The organism is Mesorhizobium sp. CU3, from assembly GCF_006442965.1.
In the GTDB taxonomy this organism is placed as follows: domain Bacteria; phylum Pseudomonadota; class Alphaproteobacteria; order Rhizobiales; family Rhizobiaceae; genus Mesorhizobium.
In genome coordinates this window covers 170,032-193,030 of record NZ_VFWX01000008.1, presented here as the reverse complement: position 1 = coordinate 193,030, position 22,999 = coordinate 170,032, and the positions used below count along the sequence as shown (strand labels likewise).

25 protein-coding genes are annotated in these 22,999 nt (G+C 61.1%); 9 read left to right on the top strand and 16 right to left on the bottom strand.

Going from position 1 to position 22,999, the window contains the following annotated elements; all coding sequences use genetic code 11:
• Positions 1–343: 343 nt before the first annotated feature.
• From FJ988_RS14600 to FJ988_RS14575, 6 genes are all read left to right on the top strand, one after another.
• Complete coding sequence (locus FJ988_RS14600; protein ID WP_140818800.1) at positions 344–877, top strand: sigma-70 family RNA polymerase sigma factor; 534 nt, start codon at positions 344–346, stop codon at positions 875–877.
• Positions 864–1,649: an anti-sigma factor gene (locus FJ988_RS14595; RefSeq protein ID WP_140818798.1), complete on the top strand. Its 786-nt coding sequence runs from the start codon at positions 864–866 to the stop codon at positions 1,647–1,649. Before FJ988_RS14600 ends, FJ988_RS14595 begins: the two co-directional genes overlap by 14 nt.
• 146 nt (positions 1,650–1,795) lie before the next feature.
• Positions 1,796–2,080: a hypothetical protein gene (locus FJ988_RS14590; RefSeq protein ID WP_140818796.1), complete on the top strand. Its 285-nt coding sequence runs from the start codon at positions 1,796–1,798 to the stop codon at positions 2,078–2,080.
• A 135-nt stretch (positions 2,081–2,215) separates the two neighbouring features.
• A complete protein-coding gene (locus FJ988_RS14585; protein ID WP_140818794.1) occupies positions 2,216–2,479 on the top strand; it encodes a hypothetical protein in 264 nt (87 codons plus the stop codon).
• A 17-nt stretch (positions 2,480–2,496) separates the two neighbouring features.
• Positions 2,497–2,769, top strand: a complete 273-nt coding sequence (locus FJ988_RS14580) for a hypothetical protein (RefSeq protein ID WP_140818792.1) — start codon at positions 2,497–2,499, stop codon at positions 2,767–2,769.
• A 28-nt stretch (positions 2,770–2,797) separates the two neighbouring features.
• Positions 2,798–3,556 carry a DUF4336 domain-containing protein gene (locus FJ988_RS14575; RefSeq protein WP_140818790.1) on the top strand — a complete coding sequence of 253 codons (759 nt, stop codon included), beginning with the start codon at positions 2,798–2,800 and terminating at the stop codon, positions 3,554–3,556.
• Between the two features lie 185 nt (positions 3,557–3,741).
• Here the strand turns inward: FJ988_RS14575 and FJ988_RS14570 are convergent, their stop codons facing one another.
• From FJ988_RS14570 to FJ988_RS14535, 8 genes are all read right to left on the bottom strand, one after another.
• On the bottom strand, positions 3,742–5,097 hold the full coding sequence (locus FJ988_RS14570) for a chloride channel protein (protein WP_140818788.1): 1,356 nt from the start codon (positions 5,095–5,097) through the stop codon (positions 3,742–3,744).
• A gap of 219 nt (positions 5,098–5,316) precedes the next feature.
• Entirely contained in the window at positions 5,317–6,822 is a 1,506-nt protein-coding gene (locus FJ988_RS14565) for a Do family serine endopeptidase (RefSeq protein ID WP_246688546.1), read from the bottom strand.
• A 361-nt stretch (positions 6,823–7,183) separates the two neighbouring features.
• Entirely contained in the window at positions 7,184–8,530 is a 1,347-nt protein-coding gene (locus tag FJ988_RS14560) for a virulence factor family protein (RefSeq protein ID WP_140818783.1), read from the bottom strand.
• Positions 8,523–11,189 carry a bifunctional lysylphosphatidylglycerol flippase/synthetase MprF gene (gene mprF / locus FJ988_RS14555; RefSeq protein ID WP_140818781.1) on the bottom strand — a complete coding sequence of 889 codons (2,667 nt, stop codon included), beginning with the start codon at positions 11,187–11,189 and terminating at the stop codon, positions 8,523–8,525. Before mprF ends, FJ988_RS14560 begins: the two co-directional genes overlap by 8 nt.
• 4 nt (positions 11,190–11,193) lie before the next feature.
• Positions 11,194–12,153: an ABC transporter permease gene (locus tag FJ988_RS14550; RefSeq protein WP_140818779.1), complete on the bottom strand. Its 960-nt coding sequence runs from the start codon at positions 12,151–12,153 to the stop codon at positions 11,194–11,196.
• Positions 12,137–13,078 (bottom strand): ABC transporter ATP-binding protein, encoded by a 942-nt coding sequence (locus FJ988_RS14545; RefSeq protein WP_140818777.1) that lies wholly within the window; start codon positions 13,076–13,078, stop codon positions 12,137–12,139. Before FJ988_RS14545 ends, FJ988_RS14550 begins: the two co-directional genes overlap by 17 nt.
• Positions 13,075–14,085: an NEW3 domain-containing protein gene (locus FJ988_RS14540; RefSeq protein WP_246688545.1), complete on the bottom strand. Its 1,011-nt coding sequence runs from the start codon at positions 14,083–14,085 to the stop codon at positions 13,075–13,077. The genes FJ988_RS14545 and FJ988_RS14540 overlap by 4 nt, the downstream gene beginning before the upstream one ends.
• A gap of 457 nt (positions 14,086–14,542) precedes the next feature.
• Positions 14,543–14,974, bottom strand: coding sequence for an ion channel (locus tag FJ988_RS14535; protein ID WP_140809694.1), 432 nt, complete (start codon positions 14,972–14,974; stop codon positions 14,543–14,545).
• A gap of 218 nt (positions 14,975–15,192) precedes the next feature.
• On the opposite strand from FJ988_RS14535, the gene FJ988_RS14530 reads away from it, so the two are divergent.
• Together FJ988_RS14530 and FJ988_RS14525 are read left to right on the top strand one after the other, a co-directional pair.
• Positions 15,193–15,534, top strand: coding sequence for a hypothetical protein (locus FJ988_RS14530; protein ID WP_181183533.1), 342 nt, complete (start codon positions 15,193–15,195; stop codon positions 15,532–15,534).
• Positions 15,531–15,923, top strand: a complete 393-nt coding sequence (locus FJ988_RS14525) for an MAPEG family protein (protein ID WP_181183532.1) — start codon at positions 15,531–15,533, stop codon at positions 15,921–15,923. Before FJ988_RS14530 ends, FJ988_RS14525 begins: the two co-directional genes overlap by 4 nt.
• 95 nt (positions 15,924–16,018) lie before the next feature.
• Here FJ988_RS14525 and FJ988_RS14520 read toward each other — a convergent pair whose 3' ends face one another.
• From FJ988_RS14520 to FJ988_RS14505, 4 genes are all read right to left on the bottom strand, one after another.
• Positions 16,019–17,236: an FAD-binding domain gene (locus FJ988_RS14520; protein ID WP_140818771.1), complete on the bottom strand. Its 1,218-nt coding sequence runs from the start codon at positions 17,234–17,236 to the stop codon at positions 16,019–16,021.
• 3 nt (positions 17,237–17,239) lie between these two features.
• On the bottom strand, positions 17,240–17,806 hold the full coding sequence (locus tag FJ988_RS14515; protein WP_246688544.1) for an SH3 domain-containing protein: 567 nt from the start codon (positions 17,804–17,806) through the stop codon (positions 17,240–17,242).
• Between the two features lie 130 nt (positions 17,807–17,936).
• A complete protein-coding gene (locus tag FJ988_RS14510) occupies positions 17,937–18,182 on the bottom strand; it encodes a DUF982 domain-containing protein (protein WP_140818769.1) in 246 nt (81 codons plus the stop codon).
• A gap of 63 nt (positions 18,183–18,245) precedes the next feature.
• Positions 18,246–18,671, bottom strand: coding sequence for a hypothetical protein (locus FJ988_RS14505; RefSeq protein ID WP_140818767.1), 426 nt, complete (start codon positions 18,669–18,671; stop codon positions 18,246–18,248).
• Positions 18,672–19,203: 532 nt separating this feature from the next.
• Between FJ988_RS14505 and nhaA the strand changes: the two genes are divergently transcribed.
• A complete protein-coding gene (gene nhaA, locus FJ988_RS14500; RefSeq protein ID WP_140818765.1) occupies positions 19,204–20,382 on the top strand; it encodes a Na+/H+ antiporter NhaA in 1,179 nt (392 codons plus the stop codon).
• A gap of 774 nt (positions 20,383–21,156) precedes the next feature.
• On the opposite strand, the gene FJ988_RS14495 is transcribed toward nhaA, so the two are convergent.
• From FJ988_RS14495 to FJ988_RS14475, 4 genes are all read right to left on the bottom strand, one after another.
• The gene (locus tag FJ988_RS14495) at positions 21,157–21,363 is read right to left on the bottom strand and encodes a hypothetical protein (RefSeq protein WP_246688543.1); all 207 of its coding nucleotides are present in this window, start codon (positions 21,361–21,363) and stop codon (positions 21,157–21,159) included.
• A 585-nt stretch (positions 21,364–21,948) separates the two neighbouring features.
• Positions 21,949–22,146, bottom strand: coding sequence for a hypothetical protein (locus tag FJ988_RS14485; protein WP_246688542.1), 198 nt, complete (start codon positions 22,144–22,146; stop codon positions 21,949–21,951).
• Between the two features lie 68 nt (positions 22,147–22,214).
• Positions 22,215–22,499 (bottom strand): DUF982 domain-containing protein, encoded by a 285-nt coding sequence (locus FJ988_RS14480; RefSeq protein WP_140818971.1) that lies wholly within the window; start codon positions 22,497–22,499, stop codon positions 22,215–22,217.
• A gap of 21 nt (positions 22,500–22,520) precedes the next feature.
• On the bottom strand, positions 22,521–22,820 hold the full coding sequence (locus FJ988_RS14475) for a DUF982 domain-containing protein (protein ID WP_140818763.1): 300 nt from the start codon (positions 22,818–22,820) through the stop codon (positions 22,521–22,523).
• Positions 22,821–22,999 lie beyond the last annotated feature (179 nt).

Below are 22,999 nucleotides of genomic sequence, written 5' to 3'. Positions count from 1 at the left end.
GGGTTGGTTGGGCAGATTGCGGCGTAGGTTCAGTAGAGTCATCGACTTTCTGCCGGATGCCTCTTTCGTCCACCGTCAGTCCCGCTATCGAGACCACCCCAGCAGAAATTTCCTCCCGCGATGGAATAGTTTCGGGCCTAGCTCAGTAGATGCAGCGTTGAGGGTGAGCTTCGACTGTGGCGGCTGCCTCCAGAGGCCACTGTCGGAACTGGGGAGCGAAGCAGGCATTGATGACACATGGCTATCCGACGCCTGCACTTCGGGAGGAAAGCGCTCCCATCAGGCCCAGCGGTTGCGTCCCTGACCGCTGGGCCGATCCCGGGCTAAGACCATGCGGAACGGTATGAGCGTGAACTTCGACGTCACACCCTATCTTGAAGATTTATGGCGTTACGCGCGTGTGCTGACGCGCGATGACTCGGATGCCGACGATCTGGTGCAGGAGGCGCTTGTCCGTGCCCTGTCATTGGCCAAATCTTACGATGCATCGCGTCCGCTGTTGCCCTGGTTGATCACAATAGTCCGGAATACCTTTTTGTCTGGCGCCAGCCGCATGGCGATCGACCGGCAGCGCCTTGCCTCTTACGCCGATCTCTCCGATCGAACGTCGCCCCCCGCGCAAGAGCATTGCGCCGAACTAGCCGACGTTGAACGAGCGCTCGCTGCCATGCCGGCGGAGCAGGCGGAAATCCTTCATCTGGTTGGCGTACTGGGCTTCACCTATTCGGAAGCCGCCGAGTTGCTGGGGGTGCCCAGCGGGACGGTCATGTCCCGCCTGAGCCGAGCCCGATTTGCGCTGAAACACAGCGTGGAGGATGCAAGGGGCCAGGTGTCGGGTTCGTTGAAAATTGTGGGAGGCCGTGATGTGGCCGAATAGCCGGATTTCGGACGAAGAGATCAACCGGTTCCTCGACGGCGAGCTCTCGCCGTCGCAGCGATCCGACCTGCAAGCGCGCCTTGCGCAGGAGCCGGAACGGGCCGCCGAGGTGTTTGCACACGCGCAGCGCATGGAGGCTTTGCGTAGTGCTCAACCGCGTCGAGCGTTTCCACCGCAAGCGACCGTGGAAAAGGCAAGACAGTTGGAGCGGGTGTTCCGCCGCAAGAAGCTGGTAGCTGCCCTGAAACTGCAGGTCGCTGCTGTCGTCCTAATTGCAGTTGGGTGGTCGGCCAACTCGCTGACCGTGCCGCTTCGCCAAGGCGGCAAGACGGCCGATGAGACCTTCATACTGGCCGCGAGAGATGCCTTGAAAGTTGCGCAGCTCAATGCTGGTCCCGACAGGGGTAATGAGCCGAAGCAGGACAAAATTGAACGGCTTGTCGGTGCAGTCAACGTCAGCATGCCGACTTTGCCTTCGGTATGGGTCGTGAAGGATGTCCAAGTGCAGCCCTGGAATGGGCAGCAGAGCCTCGTCGTGACGGCCGACACGCCCAGCGTCGGCAGGATCACGCTCGTCGCGGCTCCCATGAACGGCGAGGACGCCGTTCCTCCGACCCCGGCCACCGACGGTAGGGTTCCGACGGTCTACTGGCAATCGGGAGGTACAGCTTACGCCTTGATGGGGTCCGCCGCGCCGGACCGGCTCGAAGTGGAAGCAAAGCAGATCGAAGTCGCCACGCGCAGAAACATTGCACCAAAGACAAGGGGGTAGCCAGGACCGATGCCATCAGAAAGGAAGCGAATGCATTCACCTTATGACCGATGGTACTCGCCGTCATTCGCCTATCGCTGGAGCGACTTTGATTGGCCCCGTTGTCGACCAACCGCTGCTCTCCCGCAGAAAAGGAGCCCAGCACCATGACCGTCCTGTCGTTCGAAAGGCGCTACTTTCCGTGCATCTGCCCGGTCTGCGCCGGAATGGCGCTGGAGGCCGAGGTCACGTCCCGCAAGGTCGAATTCCAATGTGCATCTTGCGGGGCGTTCGAGATCACTTCCGCGGCTCGCTCGGCGATGAAGGGGCTCTCGCAGGAAAACCGTGCTGTCTGGTTGTCGCAAGCCAGGCAACAGGGCTCCACGGTTCCTCTGGTTGCCTGTGCAAATGAAACGCTTCACCGGCCCGACCGCTCCTGTGACCACGGCTAGGCTTCAGGGAAGTGCGACCGCGCGGGCACTTCCTGACGGCCCGGCATCCGGCTGGGGTGGTGCCGGGCCGTTCCCCACTTGGCGGGAATTAACAAGCGTTCCGTCCTTGATCGTCAGACGGCCATGATACGCAAGTTGGAGGAATACGAACAAATCGGCCTGATCGGCTATCCCGGCGACGGCGAGTATATCGCGGTCCTGGGCGATCGCGAGCACCAGAATTGGCTGCTCGGGGGTGAGGTCTGCGGCCGGAATGGCGCAGTCCTGGCCGATCAGGCGGCAGCTCTGCCTAGATATTATCCGCAGGGAGCCCGCCTTGTCCTTGTGACGGTAAGAAACGATTGGATCGTCTCGATGAGAGATTACGACACTGCCGAGGTCGGCCACGACCCAAACTGAGGATCGCGAGGAGCCCTTTGGCTGCAGGGAACAAGGATTCAAGCCAGGACGAACGTCAAGCCGATCTCGAAGCGGCGGCGATGCTGCGCACGTCAAACACCATGACTTTCGATGCCGGTACCGAAATGGCTATCTCGGCTGTCGCCACCGAGATGAAACTGACCCGGCTGGAGGTCATTCGCCTTGCTATTCGCGAATGGCTGGCGACGCGCGAAAGCGCGCGCTTTCCAGTTGAGGACCACGCGCCATATCAATCTTTGGCGCCTCTTCGTTCGGACGTCCCTGAGTAGCCCCTTCAACGAGCGCTGAGCCTTGCCAATGCTTCACAGACACGTCAACGGTAGGTCCACTCTGGATCTGTATGAGCCAATCAACGTGCTGAAGCCGGTGGCTCCCGATCTGTGGATCGTCGACGGGTCTGAGGTCAGGTTCGGGCTAGGCTGGCTGAAATTCCCCTTCTCAACACGCATGACGATCGTTCGGCTGCGAAGCGGGGAATTGGTCCTCCATTCACCAGTGGCATATTCCTCCGCGCTGCGGTCGGCGATCGAGATATTGGGACCAATCCGCTACCTGGTTGCGCCGAATTCGCTCCACTATTGGTGGGTGCCCGACTGGAAAGCTGCTGTCCCCGCTGCAAAGGTCCTGGCTGTGCGCGGCCTCACACGTCGAGCGAAGCGCCGTATCGATGTCGATACTTTGCTGGTGGGTCGTCATTCGCCTTGGCCTGATGACGTCGACCTGCTTGTGGTGCGCGGAGACATGCTGACCGAGGCCGTGCTGTTTCACCGCGGCAGCCGAACGTTAATCCTCACCGATCTGATCGAAAATTTTGAGCCAAGTCGGATTCATAGCTGGCTTCTAAGACTTCTCGTGAAGCTCGCCGGCGCCGCCGATCCTGACGGCAAGGCTCCTATCGACATGCGGCTGAGCTTTTTCGGGCGCCGCACAGCGCTGCGATTGGCGGTTCGTCAGATGCTCGACTGGGATCCGGAACGCGTCATCGTCTCGCACGGACGATGGTATGAGACGGACGGAGCTTCGGAGCTGCGACGGGCATTTCGATGGGCGCTGTGAGCACCCTCGCTCACCTGCAAGCCTAGCGCCTTTTTGATTGGTCACTCAGATTCCAGCCCGTAGGCTCCTGCAATGGACAATCCGGCAAAGATCGCACTCTTGATTGTAGTGCTGGCGGCGGCCGCCATCATCTTGTCCGTTTGGCTTTTCGAGCCACCTGATTGGGGAGTGCGAATCTGAAGCCATTAAACCGCCTTGACGGCATCTCCCGATACCGCACGACGCCGCCTGATCGCCTCGGCAATGAATACGCGGGACATCGCATGATAGAGTGGCTCGTGTGAAATCAGGCGGGCCGTCCCGTAGCCCAGCATCGCCGCGCACATCAGCGCAATGACATTATCGTGGTTGCCGGTCATCTCCAGGATGATGACGAAGGCGGTCATCGGCGCCTGCACAACACCGGCGAAATAGCCGGCCATGCCAAGCAGGGCGGCCAGGCTGGTGCTCGTGCCGAGGATCAGGCCGAGTGTGCTTCCCAGGCCGGCGCCCACCGCCAGCGACGGTGCGAAGATACCCCCTGGGATGCCCGACACCATCGACAGCAGGCCGGCCGCGAACTTCTCCACGAAGAAGAACGCCGGCAGCGGGGTGCCTTCGATCGCGCCGCGCGCCTGGGTGTAGCCTGTTCCGAAGGTCAGGCCGCTCGAGGCAAACCCGATGACAGCCACCGCCAGCCCGCAGAGTCCTGCCACTATCAAAGTGCGCCAGAGCGGCTGCAACGCATTCCAGCGGCGGATGCGGCGCATGGCCTTCAACGCCAGCAGCGAAAACAGCGCGCCTACGCCACCGCCGATGATTCCGCAGGCCAGCACCAGCGGCCAATCGCTGGCGAAAGCCACAGTATCCTTCGCGACGCCGAAATAGGTGTAATTGCCAAGCAGCCCAAGCGAGGCCAGGCCCGCCAAGATGACCGCCGTGAGCACCAGCCCGTTGGTGCGCGATTCATAGGTGCGGCCCATTTCCTCGATGGCAAAGACGATGCCTGCGAGCGGCGTGTTGAAAGCAGCCGCGATGCCAGCTGCCGAACCAGCCAGGATCAGGCCCCGCGCCTGCGCCATGCCGCCCCAGCGCGCTGCCTGGAGCATCAGCGAGGCGCCAACCTGGACCGTTGGTCCCTCGCGGCCGATCGAGGCGCCGCAGAACAGGCCGACGACGGTGAGGGCAATCTTTCCCGTGACGAGCCGCAACGAAAGGATATGGTCACGATCCTCGTCGTCCCGCAGGTGACGCGCCGCAATCGCCTGCGGGATGCCGCTGCCCTGCGAGCCCGGGAAGAACGAATGGGCCAGCCAGGCGCAGAGCACGAAGCCGAGCGGCGTTATCAGCAACGGCAGATAGAAGCGCCAGCCGCCGGCGGTGCCGATGACGGCATGAAACAGCGCCTGCGCCTGGTCGGCCAGAATTGCGAACAGCACGCTGATCAGGCCGATCGAGATGGCGCCCGCCCAGAAGACCAGGCGCGGCTGCCATACGCGCCGCGAAACCCACATCGCCTGCGAGCGACGCAGCATGCGATATTTTCGGGAAATGCCGGCCATGTTTGTCCTCAAGAGGGAAGCTCTGCCGTAACACAGGGGAGGCGGCGATCAAGCCATGGCAGCGACAAAATGGGGGGCAGGGCCCGGAAAGGGAACTATGGCCCACCTCCTCGGCCCTGCAGCCATCATCTTTTGGTGTGTTGGCTCGAGGACGCAAGAGCCAACACACCGATGAGTCAGACTGGTTCCGAAATCGGACCACAGTCTCGAATGGCGAGATCAGCCCTGCGCGACAGGCACCGCAACGAAGCGATTGCTGTCGTCACGTGTGATCTGCATCAGCACGACCTTGCGGCCGGACTTCACCGCATCGTCCATCGCCCTGTTGACATCGCCGGTGGTGTTCACCTGTTTCGAATTGATCGAGGTGATGACGTCGCCGGGCTGGATGCCGCGGTCGGCGGCGGCGCTGTCGGGATCGACGTCGGTCACGACCAGGCCCTTGCCGTTGTCGGCCTTGGTGACAGTCAGGCCGAGGTCGGCAAGTGTATCGGCCTTGGACCCGGGTGCCGACTGGTGATGGCTATCGTCGTTCGAGGCCTGCTTGTCGCTGGCCGGCAGGGTGCCGAGATCGACCTTGACCGCTTCATCCTTGCCATTGCGCCAGACGGTTACGTCGACCGACTTGCCCGGGGCGTAGGCGCCAATCATGCGGGCGAGTTCCTTCGGCGAAGCGACATCCTTGCCGTCGACCTCGGTGATGACGTCGCCGGCGACGATGCCCGCCTTCTTGCCCGGGCCTGAATCCTGGGCGCTGGAGACCAGCGCCCCCTTGTCCGACTTCAGGCCGAGCGACTCCGCGATGTCCTTGGTGACGGGCTGGATTTCGACGCCGAGCCAGCCGCGCTGGACGGAACCGTTCTTCATCAGGTCATCGACGACCTGCTTGGCGGTCGAGGCTGGGATGTCGAAGGCGATGCCGACGCTGCCGCCCGACGGCGAGAAGATGGCGGTGTTGATGCCAACCACCTGGCCGTCGAGGTCAAAGGTCGGGCCGCCCGAATTGCCGCGATTGACCGGGGCATCAATCTGGATGAAGTCGTCATAGGGGCCGGCGCCGATGTCGCGGCCGCGCGCCGAGACGATGCCGGCGGTGACGGTGCCGCCGAGGCCGAATGGATTGCCGACCGCCACCACCCAGTCGCCGATGCGGATCTTGGAGTCGTCGGCGAAGTCGACATAGGTGAACTTGGTGCTGCCGCCATCGACCTTGAGCACCGCGAGGTCGGTGCGCGGATCGGTGCCGATCAGCTTGGCGTCGAATTCCTTGCCGTCATTTGTGACGACGCTGAAGTCAGAGCCTTCCGAGACGACGTGGTTATTGGTGACGAGGTAACCGTCTTCGGAGATGAAGAAGCCCGACCCTTGTGCGACTGGGCGGGGCTGGCCATTGCCATGGTCGCGATGGTTGAAACGATGCATGCCGAACTCGCCACCCTGATCGCCAAAGCCGCGGAATTCCTTGAAGAAACGGCGTAGCTGCGGATTGTCGGGCAGGTTGTCGAAGCCATTCTGATCGTTGGAACCGTCATCGGCGGTCGGCTGGATCTTGGCCTTGACCTTGACGCTGACGACCGCCGGCGACACGCGCTCGACGAGGTCGGCGAAGCCAGGGACCTGCGCCGACTGAACGTGTACGGCATCGGCCAGAACGGGTGTCGTGCCGGTTGCATAGGCCCCGAAGCCGATTGCCCCAGCCATAGCCAGGGAGGCAGCGGCAGCCATCAGACGTCCATGTGTACGGGGTAAGATTTTCATGATCTCGTATCCTCTTTCAAGATGTCGCGCCCTGATGGGCGTCGTGTTGAAAAGAATAGGGAGAGGCGCATTACGACGTCATTTCCAGCGCATGAACTTTTAGTAACATTGGCGAGTAATTGATCGCGGCGCAGCTTTCGAGGGATCTCATGCTGATTCTTCCGAAGCTGGAAATTTCGGCCCTTGGCCAAGTCAAATACTCGGCTACTTGGCATGCTCGAATCTCCTGCCCTTGGGACGAACGCAGCCGGTGACGAACAGCACCGGAAGCGTTGCTCTGCGCTGGCGGCTGGGCGGGAATTCCAGAGCGGCGTCCAGTCAAGGAGCGCTACATCCTGGCAGCAACCCTCTTGTTGAAGCCATCGAGGATCTGCTCGGCCATGCGAGCGTAGTTGCCATCAAAGTGATGGCCGCCGGTCGTCTTGATCACCTCGACGCCCCTCGGGGAGAGCGCGTTGCAGAATGTGTCGGTCTCTTCGTTTCCATAGAAACATTGGAGCAACTTTGCAGGCACTTGCTCGATCGCCGGCCCAACCGGAACGGCCTCGGAGCTGGGCGCGGCTCCAAGCCACCCGGCAACCTGAATCTCCCAATCAGCGGCATTCGCGAACCCCAGGAGCGAAATCTGCGCGATACGAGATTTTATGTCGGCCGCGAGGTCGTTGTAGACGAATGGGAGCACGTCCGCGCCGAAAGAGTAGCCGACCAATGCGACATCCTTGGCATGCCATTTTTCGCCATAGGCCCGGATCACCGCGGCCAGGTCGGCCGCCGTCTGCTCAGGCGTTTTCTTTTCCCAGAAATAGCGCACACTGTCCCAGCCGACGACCGAAACTCCCCGCGATTGCAGCTCTTCGGCGATCGTCTTGTCGAGATCTCGCCAGCCCCCGTCCCCCGATAAAACGATCGCCATCTGTCCGGTTGGGTGTGACGCTGGCAGTTCGATCAATGGAAGCGCCGAGAGGCCGCTAGCGTCGCCCGCATCGAAGTGCGGCTGCACCAGTGAGGTCACCGCATCGCTAGCGCTACCGGGGACAGACTGAACGCTCATCGGCATGCCAGCGCTTTGAAGCGAGGCAAAATAGGTGCGGGCTTCCTTGGGCTCGGCGGCCGTAAGACCAAGGTTCCAAAACCCCTGCAGGACCTTGGACGGTCCGTAGGCGAAGCCGCCGGGTTGAGGAGACGAGGGCGCGCCAGCGCAAAGCGGCCGCTCGCTGGGAAGCACCACGCTTGGGTCCACTGAGACAGCCCCTGCCACCGTGTTGACGGGAGCCTGCGCCAGAATAGCCCCTGCAAGTGTGCCGCCGGCATCGACGCCGGCCAGAATGGGAAAATGATACTGCAGCCCACTGTGCTCGCGCTGCAGCCGGCGGCTAAGGATCTCCACATCGCCCACCAGGTTATGGCAGGGCTCCTTTTCTTCCGTGAGCCTGGCCAGATAGGTTTTGGTGTCGACGCCGACCGCGAGTGCCCCCTGCTGCCCAAGCGCCGCCAGTGCCGCCTGGTTAGCGTCGCTCCATCCGTCCTGCCCCGAAAACAGGACGACGTATCCCTGGATCGGACCATTCGGCACCACAAGGTGGACATCCCCATAGCGGCCTCCCTCGATCGCCAGTGACGGCGTCGGCGCCATGATTGCAAATGCTGCTGACATGAGGGTGGCAAGCTTATTCATTCTGCGTTCGTGCTCCTGAGCTCTTGAACCTGGCACCAATCAAGGCTGTGGCATCCGCGAGCACGACAAATGGGCTCAGCGTACCCGACGCTGCCAGGTAGCGCGGTTCCCACGCCGGATTGAATTTGTTCTTGAACGCTCTGAGGCCCTGGAAATTGTAGAGCCGGGTTCCATAGCGCCAGATCATCTCACCCAGCCTGTGCCATCGCGACGACAGCGGGGCAGCCGACACGCCGCTCAACGGAGCTATCCCTAGACTCAGACTGCCATAGCCCATGTCTTTGAGTTCGAGGATGAGCTTCGTGAACAGGAACTCCATGGCGTAGGGCGATGCCGTGGTCGTGTGGCGCATAAGGCCGACCGAAGCTTCCTGCTGCGTCCCGGTCGCCATGACGGTTACGAACGCAACGGGAAGGTCATTCTGTCGAACGAGGGCGACCCATTGGGATCCCAGATATGAGGGTTCGAACGCGGCGATTGAGAATCCCTTTTCCCTAGTTCTGCGCGAACGCAACCATGCTGCCGAAATCTCGATCAAGGCATCCATGATTTCGGCGATCTGTCGGGGTGGCACAAGTTCGAACGTCAACCCTTCGCGTTCGCCGCGCTTGAGCGAATAGCGAAGGTGGGCACTTGTTTTGCCCTTCATGTCAAAGCCGGCGAGCCCCACGCGTGCCTCCTCGCCAAGCTTCATCACTGACAGGCCCGCGTCCAGATAGAACGGCAAGCTTTCAGGACGGATCTCGTAGAAGGCGGCGCGACCCCCATGGCTTGCGGCCAATGCAACAAATTTCTTGATCAATCCGGGCCATTCCTCGACCGGGCCTACGGGGTCGAAGAGTGCAATCCAGCTGCGGCCGCGCTTGCCGTACATTATGAAAGCGTCTCCCGTTCGGGAAAACAGCAGGCTCTTGTCGCCCATGAGAGCCAGCATCGCCTGGCTCCTGGCTTGGGCACGAATGATCCGCGAAGCGTGCCCAAGTGCTATGAGGTCCGGATGGGGTGCGAGCCCCTTTGGCGGGCGAAGCAACTGCCAAAGGCCGATGACGACAGCGAGGATCGCGGCGCCCAGCAAGGCGCGCAGCGCCCTGGGGGCCTGCGCATCAAACTCAAACTGCCACCAAAGGTCGCGCGCTGTGTAGTCGGCGTTTCGGAACGCCACGAGGAAGATTATGGCCGTTGCGAGGACGATCACGCCTACGGCGACGGCCCACCCCTGCGTAAAAGGCTGACCCAACATTGAAGCAGGTCGGTCAAACCGACGTTTGGTCGCGAGCAGGAGGCTGATGACAATCGCCAGGAATCCGGCCTCTCCATAAGCGAGTCCCTTGGCCAGAGACAAACCGAGACTTGCTGTCGCCATCAAGAGCGCAAGCCACCAGGCACCGTCACGTCGTTCAAACAGTCCACGGGCCAGAAAGAGAAACACAACGCCGGCCAGACTGCCGAGAAAATGAGACGTTTCGACCACCCAAAGGGGCAGGCGCATCGAGAGGATCGCCAGTCTGTGACCGAACGTCGGCGTTGCCCCGGACGTAAGCAGCATCACTCCAGTTGCAAACGCGATGACGCCCATGAAGCGGGGCGAAAGTTGAGCGGCCGCCTCGATAAGCCGATCGTTGGCGGTGGGGGTCCTCGTTCCCAAGGCAAGGCGAGTTTCGAATATTGCGAGCAAGGCCGCCGAAAGCACCAATGGCATCCCAAAGTATATCCCTCGGTACGCCAACAGCGCTGCCGCGATCTGATCGATGGGGGCATGTCCCGCATAGACCCAAAATACAGCCGCCTCGAATATTCCAATGCCGCCTGGCAGGTTGCTGACGGCCCCCAAAGCAGTAGCCGCCGAGAAAATAGCGGCAAAGCTGAGGAAATTTATCGAAGCTCCCGGTAGAAGCATCCACAGAGCGGTTGCAGCTGCGAAGAGACGGATACCCGTCAGTCCGAGCTGCATGCCCGCGATCGCCTTGCTCGGGACTGCAAGGCTGAAGCTGCCGACGCGGACTGGTCCGCGCAAGCCAAACAGCAGGAGTACAATGGATCCAGCGAGCGCGCTCCCTGCCGCCACCTGCAATACGCCCGTCGGCCAGCCGAGAAGGTGCGAGACCGGCCCAGCCTCGATGAGTGTCGTCATGCCTCCAAAGCCGGCAAGGCCAAGGCCGAAGCCGCCAGCGACAAACAAAAGGAGCCGGGCGATATCCTCGGACCGAAGTCCGACGGCTCGGTAAATCCGGTATCGAACCGCCGCGCCGGTAAGGGTGCCGAAACCGACTGCATTCCCAAGAGCTGTTCCACAAAAGCCGGCCACGAGGGGCGCGAGACGTGGCGTGCGAGCGCCGACGTAGTAGACCGCACACACGTCGCGCCCGACCACGGCCGCCAAGCTTACCGCTGTCGCGAAGACCGCCCAGCCTATGGAAGCCGCCGGAAGGTGACTGAGCGCGTGCACAAGGGCATGATAGTCGATGCTCTGGATCGTGCTGCCAAACGCCAGAACAAGAAGGGTCAGCGCGGTAAAAATCGTTGCTGAAAGGCCGAGGCGGCGTGCCTTGGCGCCGGATTTGTCCCCCTGGTACGGAAGGTCCAACTGTGCGGCGCTTGGCGTAGAATTGCTTTCTGCGAAGCTCGCGCCTTCGCCATCAGTTCGCGCTGTAAGCGACATTTGTTTAGGCCCGTATCTCTTGCCGCTGGAACGAGACATAGGCGATGGTGAACAACACCAGAAGCGCGGCGATCATGCCTGCAAGCTGCGGCCAGATCAGCGCCACGCTGAGCGAGAAGGGCAGGGGCGCGCCCATCAGCGCCCCGCTCAACTGATCGGTAAAAAGCAGGCCAAGCGAGCGTGTTGCCGGATTGAGCAGGGCCAGCGTAGTCTCTCCGTAAAGGGTGTTGGGCGAGATGCGCGCGATGGCCTGCTGGATGTCGATCTGGTGAACTGCGGTCATTGGATCGAGCGGGTCGATCGGTGCGACGGCGCCTGCGATCAGCGGTGCCAGCATCGGCCAGAAGACCGTGAACAGCAGCCAGGCCGTGAGCGCGCAAAGCGCCGAGGTTGCCGGCGATTTGACGATTGTGGAGAAGGCCATCGCCACCGCCAGCCAGACGCCGGCGTAGACAAAGGAGGCGAAGAGGAAGGCAAGGCCGCGGGCGATCTCCTCACCGCTGGGCGGCAGCCCAAGCAGCAGCATCCCCAGGCCGGTGACCAGCAGCCACAGAGCCAGCAGGCAGATGGCGATGACCAATAACCCGCCCAGGAACTTGCCGGTGAGAAGTGCGTCGCGGTAGATCGGCTGCGACAGAATGCGAGACAGCGTGCGGCGGTTGTATTCGCCATTGATGGCGTCGAAGCCAAGCGCGATAGCCACCAGCGGCACCAGGAAGCCGAGGAAGAACACGAAGGACGGCAATGGTTGCTGGGCAGTTGTGAACAGGCGCAGGAACAGGAACTGGTCCTCGCCGATTGTGGCCTTGATCTGGCCGATCGCGGCATAAACCGAGCCGATCGCCGTGAGCAGCACCAGGACCATCACCAGATGGATGCGGATGCTGTTCATATGATCGGCTGCCTCCTTGAGCGCGATCGTCGACAGGCCGGCAAATGGCGATCCTTCACGCCGCGACATCATGGCTCTCTCCTTCGAAAAAGCGGACATAAACCTCGTCGAGCGTAGCCTGGCGGATAGCCATGGAATGCAGCGCACCGCCGGCGCCCACGACACGACAGGCGATATCGGCCCTGACATCGGCGTCGGCATCGACCAGCCAGTGTCCCGTCTTCAGGGCAGTCAGGCCCGATATGTGCGGCGCCCCGGCCAGGATATTCACCAGGTCTGCCTTCTCGGTTTCAACCTCGAGCTTATACGCGCCGCCGAGGATGCTGGCGGTGAGGTCCTCGACCCGGCCGATGAGGCCGACTTGGCCCTTGCGGAACAGCGCGACCCTGCTGCAGATCGTCTGCATCATCGCAAGCTGATGGGACGAAAGCACGAACGTCACGCCCTCATCCGCCAACTCACGGATCAACTCCAGCAGTTCCTGTGTCGCTTGCGGATCAAGGCCGGACGTCGGCTCGTCAAGAATGGCGATCTCGGCCTGTTTGACCAGCACCTCGGCTAGCCCGAGCCGCTGGCGCATGCCGCGTGAGAAGGTCGCGACGCGGCGGTCGGCGACCTCCGCAAGCCGCACTCGCCTCAAGGCGCCAGCGATGCGCCCGTCGGCCTCGCCGGACATCAAACCCGCAAGCCTTGCCGTGTAGGCGAGATTCTCCCACGCAGTCAGATGATCGTAGAAACCGATCTGGTCCGGTAGGTAACCGACCTGCCGTTTGACGGTCAGCGGCTGGCGCAACGGGTCGAGACCGAGAACACGGATCGAGCCGGCGGTCGGTTCGGTGAGGCCGAGAAGCAAGAGGATCGTGGTGGTTTTGCCCGAACCGTTAGGACCGAGCAGGCCGAACACCTCGCCCTTCTCGATGGTGAGATCGATTCCGTCAACCGCCGGAGATCGACCGTAGCGCTTGATGAGGCCGCGCGCTTCGATGACCGGGCTCATCGGCGTCCATACCGCGTCACGGCAAAGGCCAGCATCAAGGCGGAAGCGCCGATCACGCCAAGGCCGGTCACGCCCCACAGCGTGGATGTCCGCACGGTCACGCGGAAATCGGCATTGTCGGATGCGCCGTCGCCATTCGCTCGGACCGAGACCATATAGTCACCGGCGATTGCCTGGGTCGAAGGCGTCATCGAGACGCCGACATCGGACGTCCCGCCAGGTGCGATCTCGTCCACCTTCTCGGGATTGAAGGCGACCTTCCAGCCGGATGGCGGGCTCGCCGAAAGCTTGACGTCGCGGGCCGGGGCCGAACCGCTATTCGACAAGGTGAAGGTGAAGGTGCGCTCCTGACCGGCAGTGGCATCTCCGGACAGTCTGCCCTGAGGACCTGCAAGAGAAACGGACGGCCTGCCAGTGATGTCGAGCAGCAGCTTGGTGTCGGCGCTGGCGGCGCCTCCGCTAGCGGCGACCGCCACTGGATATTGACCCGCCTGGGCGTTGTCCGGCGGCTGGACGCCGACCGACAGTGTCTTGGATTCACCCGCCTTCAGCGGCAGGCTGGTCAGTTCCTGGGAGCCGTAGCCCTGCTTGAAGGTCACCTGGAAGCCGGGCGGCGCCTTCGACAGCAGATTGACGGTCGAATCCTCTTGGCCATCGTTCTTGATGTCGACCTGGAAGTCGAAGGCCGATTTGGCGGTGCCGCGCAGGGCAGGGAGCTTGGGCTCCAGCGTCAGCTTTGCAGGCTCGGTCTTGGCGACCGTCATCGCCATTGGCAGTTTCAAAGCCTCCGTGGAGGCCTTGCCCGACACGGCAAAGTTCACCGCTTTGCCGATGTCGCCTGCTGGCGGCGTCAACTTCAGCGTCAGGCTGACCGTGCCGTCCGAGCCGGCGATTGCCGCGGTAACGGGTTTGCCACCGCCGTCGATTTCCCACTTCCAGCCGTCGAGCAGGCCATCGACACCGAGCTCGACGCGTTGCGGCGGCAGTCCGCGGTTAGCCAGGTTCAAGGGGACGCTGACGGTCTTCCCGGCCTGAGCCGAGAATTCAGGATAGGGCGTGGTTAGCCACAAGCCGGTCGGCGCCTGGCTGGCAGCACCCGCAGCGCTTTGTGCGTATGCCTGAGGTGTTGTTGCAACGAGCCCTACCGCGAATAGAGCTGTTGCGACATAGGTTGTCGGGTTCGAAAAAGGCGCACGAATACCCGCAGGATTCATCGATACCTCCCGCTCACAAATTGAAAATTATCGTTTTCTTGCAAAGCTTTGGCCGCTCTGCTCGGGGGAGCAGGGGGTGCCTCTAATGTGGCACGAGTTGGGCGGCACTTACCCGGCCGGCCCATGTTCACGACTTTGTTCCAATTCGTCACTATGCGTGATCGACGCCGCCATCGATCTCACCCGCAAAGAGAGGCTCAAAGTGAGATCGATGGGGACGCTGAGCAGGCACGAAGGGCACTGGTCGACGCTATTTTCCCTTTCCACGCCAGTCTTCAACCAGCGAGAAAAGAAACGAGCCTGACCAGGTCAGGAGCAGCAACCCGTTCAAGGGCGCTATGGACGTGACGAGCCGCATTTCGCCGATCGGGATGACGTTGTTGTAGCCGAGCGAGGCATAGGCTTCTGCTGCGTAGTAGAAATAGTCCATGCTCGTCGGAAAGGCCTTTCCGTCAAAATCGCCGAGAGCAAGCGTCTGGTCCGCCAGATGGAATATCGCGGCATAAATCCCGATCTCCACGAGATGAAGACCGACCAGCCCGCAGATGACGAAGAGCAGCGCGGGATAAGCTCCAGTTGACCTGCGGGCCAGTCTGTCGAGGCGCTGGATTGCCTCATAGTGGAGAGAAGACGACCCGATGACGGCGACGAACGTCAAGGCGATGGCGATCAGCATATTCATGGGATTTGTCTGGCAGCGATTTGGATGGCTCGCGGAGACCGTATTCAAGCTTGTCGAAGTTCGGCATGATTGCGCGCAAATGGGCTGAACGATGGCGAGACGTTCCGAGACCCGAAAATGCTTGCCAACGTAGGCGAGGCACCGCGGCCAATTCGTTGCATTTCCTGCACCTGGGAGAGCATACTAGCCGCTGCGTTCCTCGTGTGAGGGATTGGCTGATGCGCATGGGCACCAGAAGCGTTCCGATCGAATATTACATTCTTCAGATTGCCACACCGACCACTCCGCCATCTGAGATGGGAAGTGTTGTCGTCGGCTATCTTGCCGATAGACCCATCTTGTCCACCGTCGTGGATTCGACAGGCACCCGCTACCGCTACGTTGGCCTGGCGTCACGACTGCCGGATGGGCGCTACGATGTCCAAGCGCTCTCTCCCGGTGAATGGATCGTCGAACCGGGGCTGATCTACAGATCGCAAGCCGCATCATATGGCGTCAGGAGAAGCGCTGGCAGACTTGCAAGCCTGGCGTCAGCTTTGCACATTTGGACGCGGCGATGATGACGGGTGATCTCTGGGCCTTGCTTGCGGCCCTATTGCTTGCGAGCGTTCAGCTCACCATCGCCAGCGTTCTAACGCTGCGTCAGCTTGGGGGAATTTGGGTGGCGGGACCGCGCGACGAACAGCGTGAGGTAACTGGCATCAGCGGCCGCTTCGTTCGAGCCCATCAAAACCTCCTGGAGATCTTTCCGCAATTCGTCGCCGCGCTGTTTCTCGCTCACGCGGCCCATGCAGCGGGCTCGCTTTCGGTCGTTGGTGCTTGGTTCTTCGTCATCGCCCGGCTCGCTTACGTTCCCGCATACGCCTTCGCTCCCCCAGGCGTGCGGCCTGTATGCTGGGTCGCCGCATGGCTCGGTATCGTTCTCATCGTGGCCGACGTGTTCGTTTGATTGCGCTCACCAGAGATCGGGTTGTCCCATCAGATCTGGCGGTAACCGACAGGGATCCACATCCGGCGTCCGTGGCTGGTTTGGCTGCGTGATCGTCAGGTCGAAAGGAATGGCCACCGATAATCGGGTAGCTGTATTGCATCGGTAATTTCCTTCCCGATCGCCAGACGCGCCAGCCCAGGTACCGCGAATGCATTTGTAACCAGGTTGCGGAACAGCAGCCCCAGTTGTGTCCTGGGTGCTAATGCGGTCGCGAACCGCTTTGCGCCTTGCTGCTTTGTCCGGATGTAGTCCCGCAGGAAAGCCTCGTAACGCACGAAGGCCTCCTGATGCCATCCGCCAGCGTTCAAAAGCTCGCCGGCCAGCACGTAGGCGGAAATCATCGCCAGGGCTGAACCTTGTCCTGCCAGAAGGGAAACGCAAAATGCGGCATCACCGACAAGGGCAACGCGACCGTGCGACCAGCTGTTCATCACGATCTGGCTGACGCTGTCGAAATAGAGTTCCCTGGCACGATCCAACTCCTCCAGGATGCGAGGACATTCCCACCTTCCATCGCCGTATTTTTCCCGCAGCATTCCCTTCTGCTGGAGCAGCGCGGTTGGCAAACGGTCACGGTCGACAGCGAAGACGAACAGGAAAAGCGTGCGGTTGTGATGCATGGTGAAGCGGCCGAGCATCCGTCCCGGCTGCCCGTACATCAGATACATGTCCTCGTCGCGTGGCCTATAGCCTTCGACCTCGAATGCCGCGACCGCGTAGCCGAGCTTCTTCTCGAACTGATCCTGAGGCCCGAACGCCAGGCGCCGAACGCCCGAATGCAAACCGTCGGCACCGATCACCAGATCAAACGCGCGCTCGCCTCCATCCTTCAGTCGAACGCGCACGCCGTCGGCCTGTTGGTCGAGGTCGATGATCTCATTGTCTAAAAGGACCTCAGTCGTGTCTTTGATTTTTTCGAAGAGCAGGCGTGACAGGTCGCTTCGCCCGAGCGTCACATAGCGGTTGTTGGTCAACTCGCCAAAGACGTCCGTGCCAAAGCCTGCGACGCGCTTTCCGCTGTCGTTGACGATGCACATCTCGCTGACATGGTATCCAACGTGATTGATGTCTGCCTCGAGGCCCATCTTCTCGGCGATCCAATAGCCAAGTCCCCAGAAATCGATAGCGTAACCTCCGGTTCGCAGACGCGGCGCCTGTTCGATCAAGGTCGGCTGGAACCCGCCGGCCTTGAGCCAAAAGGCAAGTGTAGGTCCCGCAATCCCTCCACCGGAAATCAGCACGGTTCGGTTGGCCATTTTGAATTGCGCCATCGCCTACAACACTTCGCCGGGATATACGCCCCACAAGCGGATTTGCTTGATGAAGCCGTTGGTTGAGCCCGCCGCCGCCGCGCACCATTGCCCATCGCATCGCTTCAGTTTGACTTCGACGCGAGGGGCAAGCCAGGCGGTTATGGAGCTATCCATCGTCGGTCCCGTGCGCAGCGCAACATTGTTCTTGTTCCAAGGCGCGACGATGCCGGTCCTCTTCCCAGATAGGAGTGACCCATGGATCCATCCGCTGGTTCCCTCCCAATCCCTCACCCGACGCCAATTGCCATATTGCTGGTAGATTTCGAGGGGGATCCCCGGCCGCACAAAGATCCATTCGATATCGTAGCTGGCGCCCGGCCCAACCCGCAGATTTGCGGCGGACGCTTTCAGCGAGACAAAGCGAGGCAGAGGAAGGGGTCCGACCTCTGCGCGCAGCCCCATGGTCGTTGCGGGCGTCGCGAGCAATAAAGCTGTGAGAGCGGCACGGGCGAAGACAGTATACGGTCGACGTTTGACCGTTCTGCGGGCAGCGAGGAAGCCGATCGCGGCTCCGGATTTCATGGGCATGCACTCTCGAGCATGGTGAGAGGCATCGCTCCGCGTGAGACTGAGGCGGTTAGAAGTGCCTGTGGACGAGAGGACTTTGCCACGGTCGTTCACCTGTCTCCGAGGATAGGGGTGTTCGATTGAAGCAGTCCTATTCTACGAGCATGTGGGCCTCTCGGGCCGCGTCGACCAATGCGTCCCGGGCGACGTCAGCTCCAATGCCGCCATTCATGGCCTGGCGGCAGGCACGCAACGCGGCCTGATGCTTCTGACTTCCGGCGCTGCGCCAGTGCTTGGTCAGCAATTCGACCGCTTGATTGGCGTTGGAGAGATTCTTGATATCGCCAGATATGCCGGTTGCCACCGCAACCGGCCTTGAAAACCATGCTTCAAACATCGCTGCGCCTCCATCATGAATAGCTCGGCGAAAGACTCGCCTCGCCAAGCGAGCCTCAATCCATCAGCTCTTGGTGTTCTCCTGGGCCACGCTGTTCGCCGGAATCGTGTCCATCGCTGACAATTTATCCGCGCATAAATCCGCGGCACCCGGCACGTCCTTCTTCATGCCGGCCAGTTTCACCCACCCGCCATCGCTGATGAAGCTGTCTCTCTGGTAGGAAGACGTTCCCTTCAGCTTGGCGAGGTTATCGCTGGCGTTCGACGCTGTGATGAACTTCTCGACGCACAGATTGGCCGCGAGCTCAGCCTTGGCCTTGATGGCGGATGTCTTGGCCATTTCCGCCGCGGTGCCCGAAGTTGTCCAGCCGCCGGCCGTGAAGCCGACGATCATCGTTAGCACCACGGCGCCTGCCACCGACCAAAACCATAATGTCTTGGAGGGCTGGTACTCGTCGAAGCGTTGCGAAAATGTTTGATCAGCTGCCATTGCTTCCTCCTTTGTCAGGTGCGCTTTTTGTTCTCAGGTTGATTTGCGTTTTCCAGACGACATCGGTCGGTCGGGTCGACATGATGAGGCCCTCTGGGCAGGGGTGACCCAGTCGAAGAGACGAGACAAAGGAAGGCCGGGGCCGATCGGAAGAATTCTCGGCCGCGACCACGCCGCCGCCGATGCTCGAACGCCCATGCTCCTCTGCCGCACTGTCGTGCGTGAGACGCTGTGTTTGAGCGCCCGGAAATTCTCCAAGATGGTGAGTGCAGACAAAACTTCACCTCGTTGCTGCGTATACCAACCTGGGCAGCAAACTATTCCAGTCAGTCGCAATCATGTGATCGCTGCGGTGCCGAGGCGGTCACCTCGGCGCAGAAACGAACCTTCTAGTCGGCTCCGAGACCGGGTTGAGGCGGCTTGTTTTGTGAAGCGGCATGATTATGTGATTGGCTCGGCGTGTGCTGCGTGCGCCCGGACCCCGGTCCGACTACGGAGAACGATAGAACCGTTTTTCATAGGGAGCGCGGCAATGCCCAGGCTCAAGTCCATTCTTCGCGAATTCCTCGACGGCGAGGCGGCCGGCGGCATCATCCTGATGGTGGCGGCCGCACTTGCGCTGATCGTCGCCAATTCGCCGCTGGCCGGCACCTATTTCGCCGTGCTGCACGCCTATCTCGGGCCGCTCAGCGTCTCGCACTGGATCAATGACGGGCTGATGGCGGTGTTCTTCCTGCTGGTCGGGCTGGAGATCAAGCGCGAGGTGCTGGACGGCCAGCTCTCCACCTGGCCGCGCCGCGTGCTGCCCGGCATCGCCGCCGCCGGCGGCATGATTTTTCCGGCGCTGATCTATGTTGCCATCAACCGCAACAATCCCGCAGCACTCTCCGGTTGGGCGATCCCCACCGCCACCGACATCGCCTTCGCGCTCGGCGTCCTGTCGCTGCTCGGCAACCGCGTGCCGGCGTCGCTAAAAGTCTTCCTCACCGCCTTGGCCATCATCGACGATCTCGGCGCCGTCATCATCATCGCGCTGTTCTATACGACCGGCCTGTCGCTCGCCTATCTGGCGGCGGCCTTCGCCGTCATCGCCGTGCTGATCGTGCTCAACCGCATGCGGGTGATGAACCTCGTCCCGTACCTCGTTCTGGGCGTCGTGCTTTGGGTGCTGGTGCTGAAATCGGGCGTGCATGCCACGCTTGCCGGCGTAGCGCTTGCGCTGACCATCCCGCTGGAGCGCACGCCGGGGACAAGCCACGACGCCGAACATTCGCCGCTGCACCGGCTGGAGCACGGCCTGCACAAGCTCGTCCCCTTCATCGTCATCCCGATCTTCGGTTTCGCCAATGCCGGGGTCTCGCTCGGCCGCCTGAGCTTCGCCGCCCTGGTCGAGCCGCTGACCCTGGGCGTCGCCGCCGGCCTGGTGCTCGGCAAACTGGTCGGCGTCTTCGGCTCCTCGGCTCTGGCCATCCGCCTCGGCCTCGCCGACCTGCCGGTCAATGCCGGCTGGCTGCACATGCTGGGCATTTCGCTCTTGTGCGGCATCGGCTTCACCATGAGCCTGTTCATCGGCCTGCTTGCCTTCGCCAGTGACGCGGCGCTCCAGGACGCGGTGAAGGTCGGCATTCTTGCGGGCTCGCTGATCGCCGCGCTGCTGGGCTCGGCTGTGCTGTTGTCAATCGCAGCTAGGCGCTCCTCTCATGCTCCTTGATGTCGCGGTTCGCCTAGTTTTGTTGTGAGACCTTCATATCGTAGGTGGTCCGTCGCAATGTTGGCGCAGCTTTCACCACACTAATCCGGCATATGCGTGAATGGGCCCTACGTTGTACAAGACGCCCGGAGGAACCTTGCCCGCGCAGTCGACGGAACTGTCCTGCCTGCCTCAATTGAGAACCAAGCGGACGGTTCTCTCTCAAGGGCGCTAACCTCATTTGCCCGCGCGCCGTCGGAAGAAACTGCGACGGCGGGCTAATAACGATCATGTGAATTGCTCTGCCGGCATATGGGCCTAGCTCAGTCGCATGACTGACTTCGCCAAGATTACTCTTCTAGCTATCGGCGCGATCATCGCCGTTCTGCTGGTGTCGACATGGTTCCTGGAGCCGGCCTCCTGGGGCGGGTTTTGAAAAATGCCTCGCTCCACACCGCTCACCGCTCCTGCTGACCGCGCAGGCGACGCTGGTCGCTTTTTACTTCGCGGAACCGCTGAAGTTGTTCCTGATGGGGCAGACAAGTATACGCGCTTTTGAAGGCACTGCGTAAAGGGGGACGATCGAACACCTAGGCAACGCGACTTCGTCGATTGAAATTGGTTTCGACCAGGCGGTGAACCGCGCCGGGTTTTCCGGAGGCCGTTTCGTTTGAGTAACGCGGCCATGGCTTATTCATTCAGCATGGCGTAGTAGCGCTCCTCGGCTTCGGCCGGCGGGTTTTTATTACCCGAAACCCAACGTTCCCAATCCTTTAGCCAGGCCGAATCCGGCTGTTAGTCTGGCGGAATTGTTCGCTCGAATGAATAGTCGATTTCATTGCCTCCGCTCTGGATTGATCGCGTCCGTTCCAGCGCTTCCAAATAGGCCATATCGACAAGATAGGTCAGCAACTCTTCGCCTTCCGAGTTTATCTGGCGGCGTATCTGCCGAAGCATGCTTGCGGCGAACTGCAAGTTTTCGATTCTGGCTGATCGATCCAACTTCCCCTCCGACAAGAGGTAGCAGTTTGAGACGGTATTTTAGCATAAACTGAATATAGCCGGCATAACATTTGAGTGCGCAGCCCTGCGGTCATGTCACTCGATCGGTCTATTGACGGAACTGCGTCACCCGTCCGAAGAGAAAGCTAGGCGCATAGTCCATCCTTCAGGGGTGTAGCCATTCGCCGGCCCGTCTTCGCCTCTAGGGGAGGTGGCGACGGGCTTTTTGGCATTCAACCGGTGACATCGTTCGGGTCAAAGTAGCGTCTTTCAACCAAAACTGGTGATAAGACTGCTGCTATCGCGTGGACAGCTATGAGCACGATGAACGCTGGCTTGGCGAGCGAGTGGATATCACCCCAAGGGTCCCCAACGTAAACGGCAAGAAGCCCCAAAATCGGCGTCGCCAAGAGCAGTAGGTAGAACAAGCCGTGAGACGTGAGACGCAGAAGCCGCCATCTTCATCCATCCCGGGCCGTACTTGCAGCGATCACTCACCAACCGGGCGACGCGGCTGAGTAATCTGCCGCGCGCGCGTCGTTCCGCCCCAATATTGCTCGCCCTAGGCTGCAACATTCAGGTGCTCTAACGCTCAGAACTGTTTAGCCTTTTGGCGGCAAGATACATCAGCGCCGAAGCGGCGCGCCTCCTATCCCACCCGGCGGCCTCGGCCTGATCCAGCAGATTCTCGATTTGAGCAGCCAATGCATCTTGGCAATCGTTATCGTAGCGGGCCGCATTGGTATGGAGGGAGGGCGGTTTTATCGCGAGTTCATGTGACATTGAATTGCTCAATTAGTGAATGGCTCTGGGAGAAGATTGAGGCGGCGTTGACCGCCGCCTCGCTGGCTTTAGACGTGCGAGGGCCGCGCCTTCCAATTGGGTGGCGGCATATCTCCATCCTCGATAAGGATGTCCTTCTTCCGGGCAAAGGCGGCGAAAATCCCCCTGGCCGTCTCCGCATCGATGTCTCCAACCAGCGCCGCCTTGCATGCGCGGATTGCAGCTTTCTGCTCGGGGCTGTTGCCGCACCAATCGCTGGCGAACTGATACGCGTCAACCACGGTGTTGATCTGACGGGGAAAGCCCATTCCAACCCAAACCCGGATCGGTTTTTCGAACGGCTTAGAAAGCATCGCGACCTCCATCGCGAGACTTCAAGCGGCTAGCCCGCCGCGGCCGCCGACGCTCGTCATCCATGGCGGCGGGGCGCTCAGTTCTTCAAGTATCTTGGCTGATTTCGCGAAACCGCAGAAGGCCTCCCTCGCGGAGCTTCGCGGGTAGTCGCTGTCGAATGCCCTTTGGCAGGCCCGCAGCGCCGTATCGTAGATCGGGCCGCGTCTGTGTCTCGGCCATTCGTAGAGAAATTCGAGGGCGTCGTCGACGCATGCGATTTCTTCAATAAGGCTGCTTCCGCTCTTTACGAAAACAGGGCTGTCGAACATCCGGTCGTTCATCAGATCCTCCAAATCGAACGAACAATTGAGTGTTAGAAGAGCCGGAACCCGCAATGGTCTTTGGCTCAGCGGGCGATATGGGTTTGACGATTTTCGTCGTCAAGGGGTCTCGAATCCCGTATGTCCATAGCTAAGCCTCTTGGACAGTCTTTGCAAAATTTGATTGCGCTTCGATAAGC

Excerpts from the sequence above, each read along its gene's own strand:
- FJ988_RS14600 (WP_140818800.1), top strand. The coding sequence starts at position 344 with ATGAGCGTGAACTTCGACGTCACACCCTATCTTGAAGATTTATGGCGT.
- FJ988_RS14595 (WP_140818798.1), top strand. The coding sequence starts at position 864 with ATGTGGCCGAATAGCCGGATTTCGGACGAAGAGATCAACCGGTTCCTC.
- FJ988_RS14590 (WP_140818796.1), top strand. The coding sequence starts at position 1,796 with ATGACCGTCCTGTCGTTCGAAAGGCGCTACTTTCCGTGCATCTGCCCG.
- FJ988_RS14575 (WP_140818790.1), top strand. The coding sequence starts at position 2,798 with ATGCTTCACAGACACGTCAACGGTAGGTCCACTCTGGATCTGTATGAG.
- FJ988_RS14570 (WP_140818788.1), bottom strand. The coding sequence starts at position 5,097 with ATGGCCGGCATTTCCCGAAAATATCGCATGCTGCGTCGCTCGCAGGCG.
- FJ988_RS14565 (WP_246688546.1), bottom strand. The coding sequence starts at position 6,822 with ATGGCTGCCGCTGCCTCCCTGGCTATGGCTGGGGCAATCGGCTTCGGG.
- FJ988_RS14560 (WP_140818783.1), bottom strand. The coding sequence starts at position 8,530 with ATGAATAAGCTTGCCACCCTCATGTCAGCAGCATTTGCAATCATGGCG.
- mprF (WP_140818781.1), bottom strand. The coding sequence starts at position 11,189 with ATGTCGCTTACAGCGCGAACTGATGGCGAAGGCGCGAGCTTCGCAGAA.
- FJ988_RS14550 (WP_140818779.1), bottom strand. The coding sequence starts at position 12,153 with ATGATGTCGCGGCGTGAAGGATCGCCATTTGCCGGCCTGTCGACGATC.
- FJ988_RS14545 (WP_140818777.1), bottom strand. The coding sequence starts at position 13,078 with ATGAGCCCGGTCATCGAAGCGCGCGGCCTCATCAAGCGCTACGGTCGA.
- FJ988_RS14535 (WP_140809694.1), bottom strand. The coding sequence starts at position 14,974 with ATGAATATGCTGATCGCCATCGCCTTGACGTTCGTCGCCGTCATCGGG.
- FJ988_RS14530 (WP_181183533.1), top strand. The coding sequence starts at position 15,193 with ATGCGCATGGGCACCAGAAGCGTTCCGATCGAATATTACATTCTTCAG.
- FJ988_RS14525 (WP_181183532.1), top strand. The coding sequence starts at position 15,531 with ATGATGACGGGTGATCTCTGGGCCTTGCTTGCGGCCCTATTGCTTGCG.
- FJ988_RS14520 (WP_140818771.1), bottom strand. The coding sequence starts at position 17,236 with ATGGCGCAATTCAAAATGGCCAACCGAACCGTGCTGATTTCCGGTGGA.
- FJ988_RS14515 (WP_246688544.1), bottom strand. The coding sequence starts at position 17,806 with ATGCCCATGAAATCCGGAGCCGCGATCGGCTTCCTCGCTGCCCGCAGA.
- FJ988_RS14510 (WP_140818769.1), bottom strand. The coding sequence starts at position 18,182 with ATGTTTGAAGCATGGTTTTCAAGGCCGGTTGCGGTGGCAACCGGCATA.
- FJ988_RS14505 (WP_140818767.1), bottom strand. The coding sequence starts at position 18,671 with ATGGCAGCTGATCAAACATTTTCGCAACGCTTCGACGAGTACCAGCCC.
- nhaA (WP_140818765.1), top strand. The coding sequence starts at position 19,204 with ATGCCCAGGCTCAAGTCCATTCTTCGCGAATTCCTCGACGGCGAGGCG.
- FJ988_RS14485 (WP_246688542.1), bottom strand. The coding sequence starts at position 22,146 with ATGTCACATGAACTCGCGATAAAACCGCCCTCCCTCCATACCAATGCG.
- FJ988_RS14480 (WP_140818971.1), bottom strand. The coding sequence starts at position 22,499 with ATGCTTTCTAAGCCGTTCGAAAAACCGATCCGGGTTTGGGTTGGAATG.
- FJ988_RS14475 (WP_140818763.1), bottom strand. The coding sequence starts at position 22,820 with ATGAACGACCGGATGTTCGACAGCCCTGTTTTCGTAAAGAGCGGAAGC.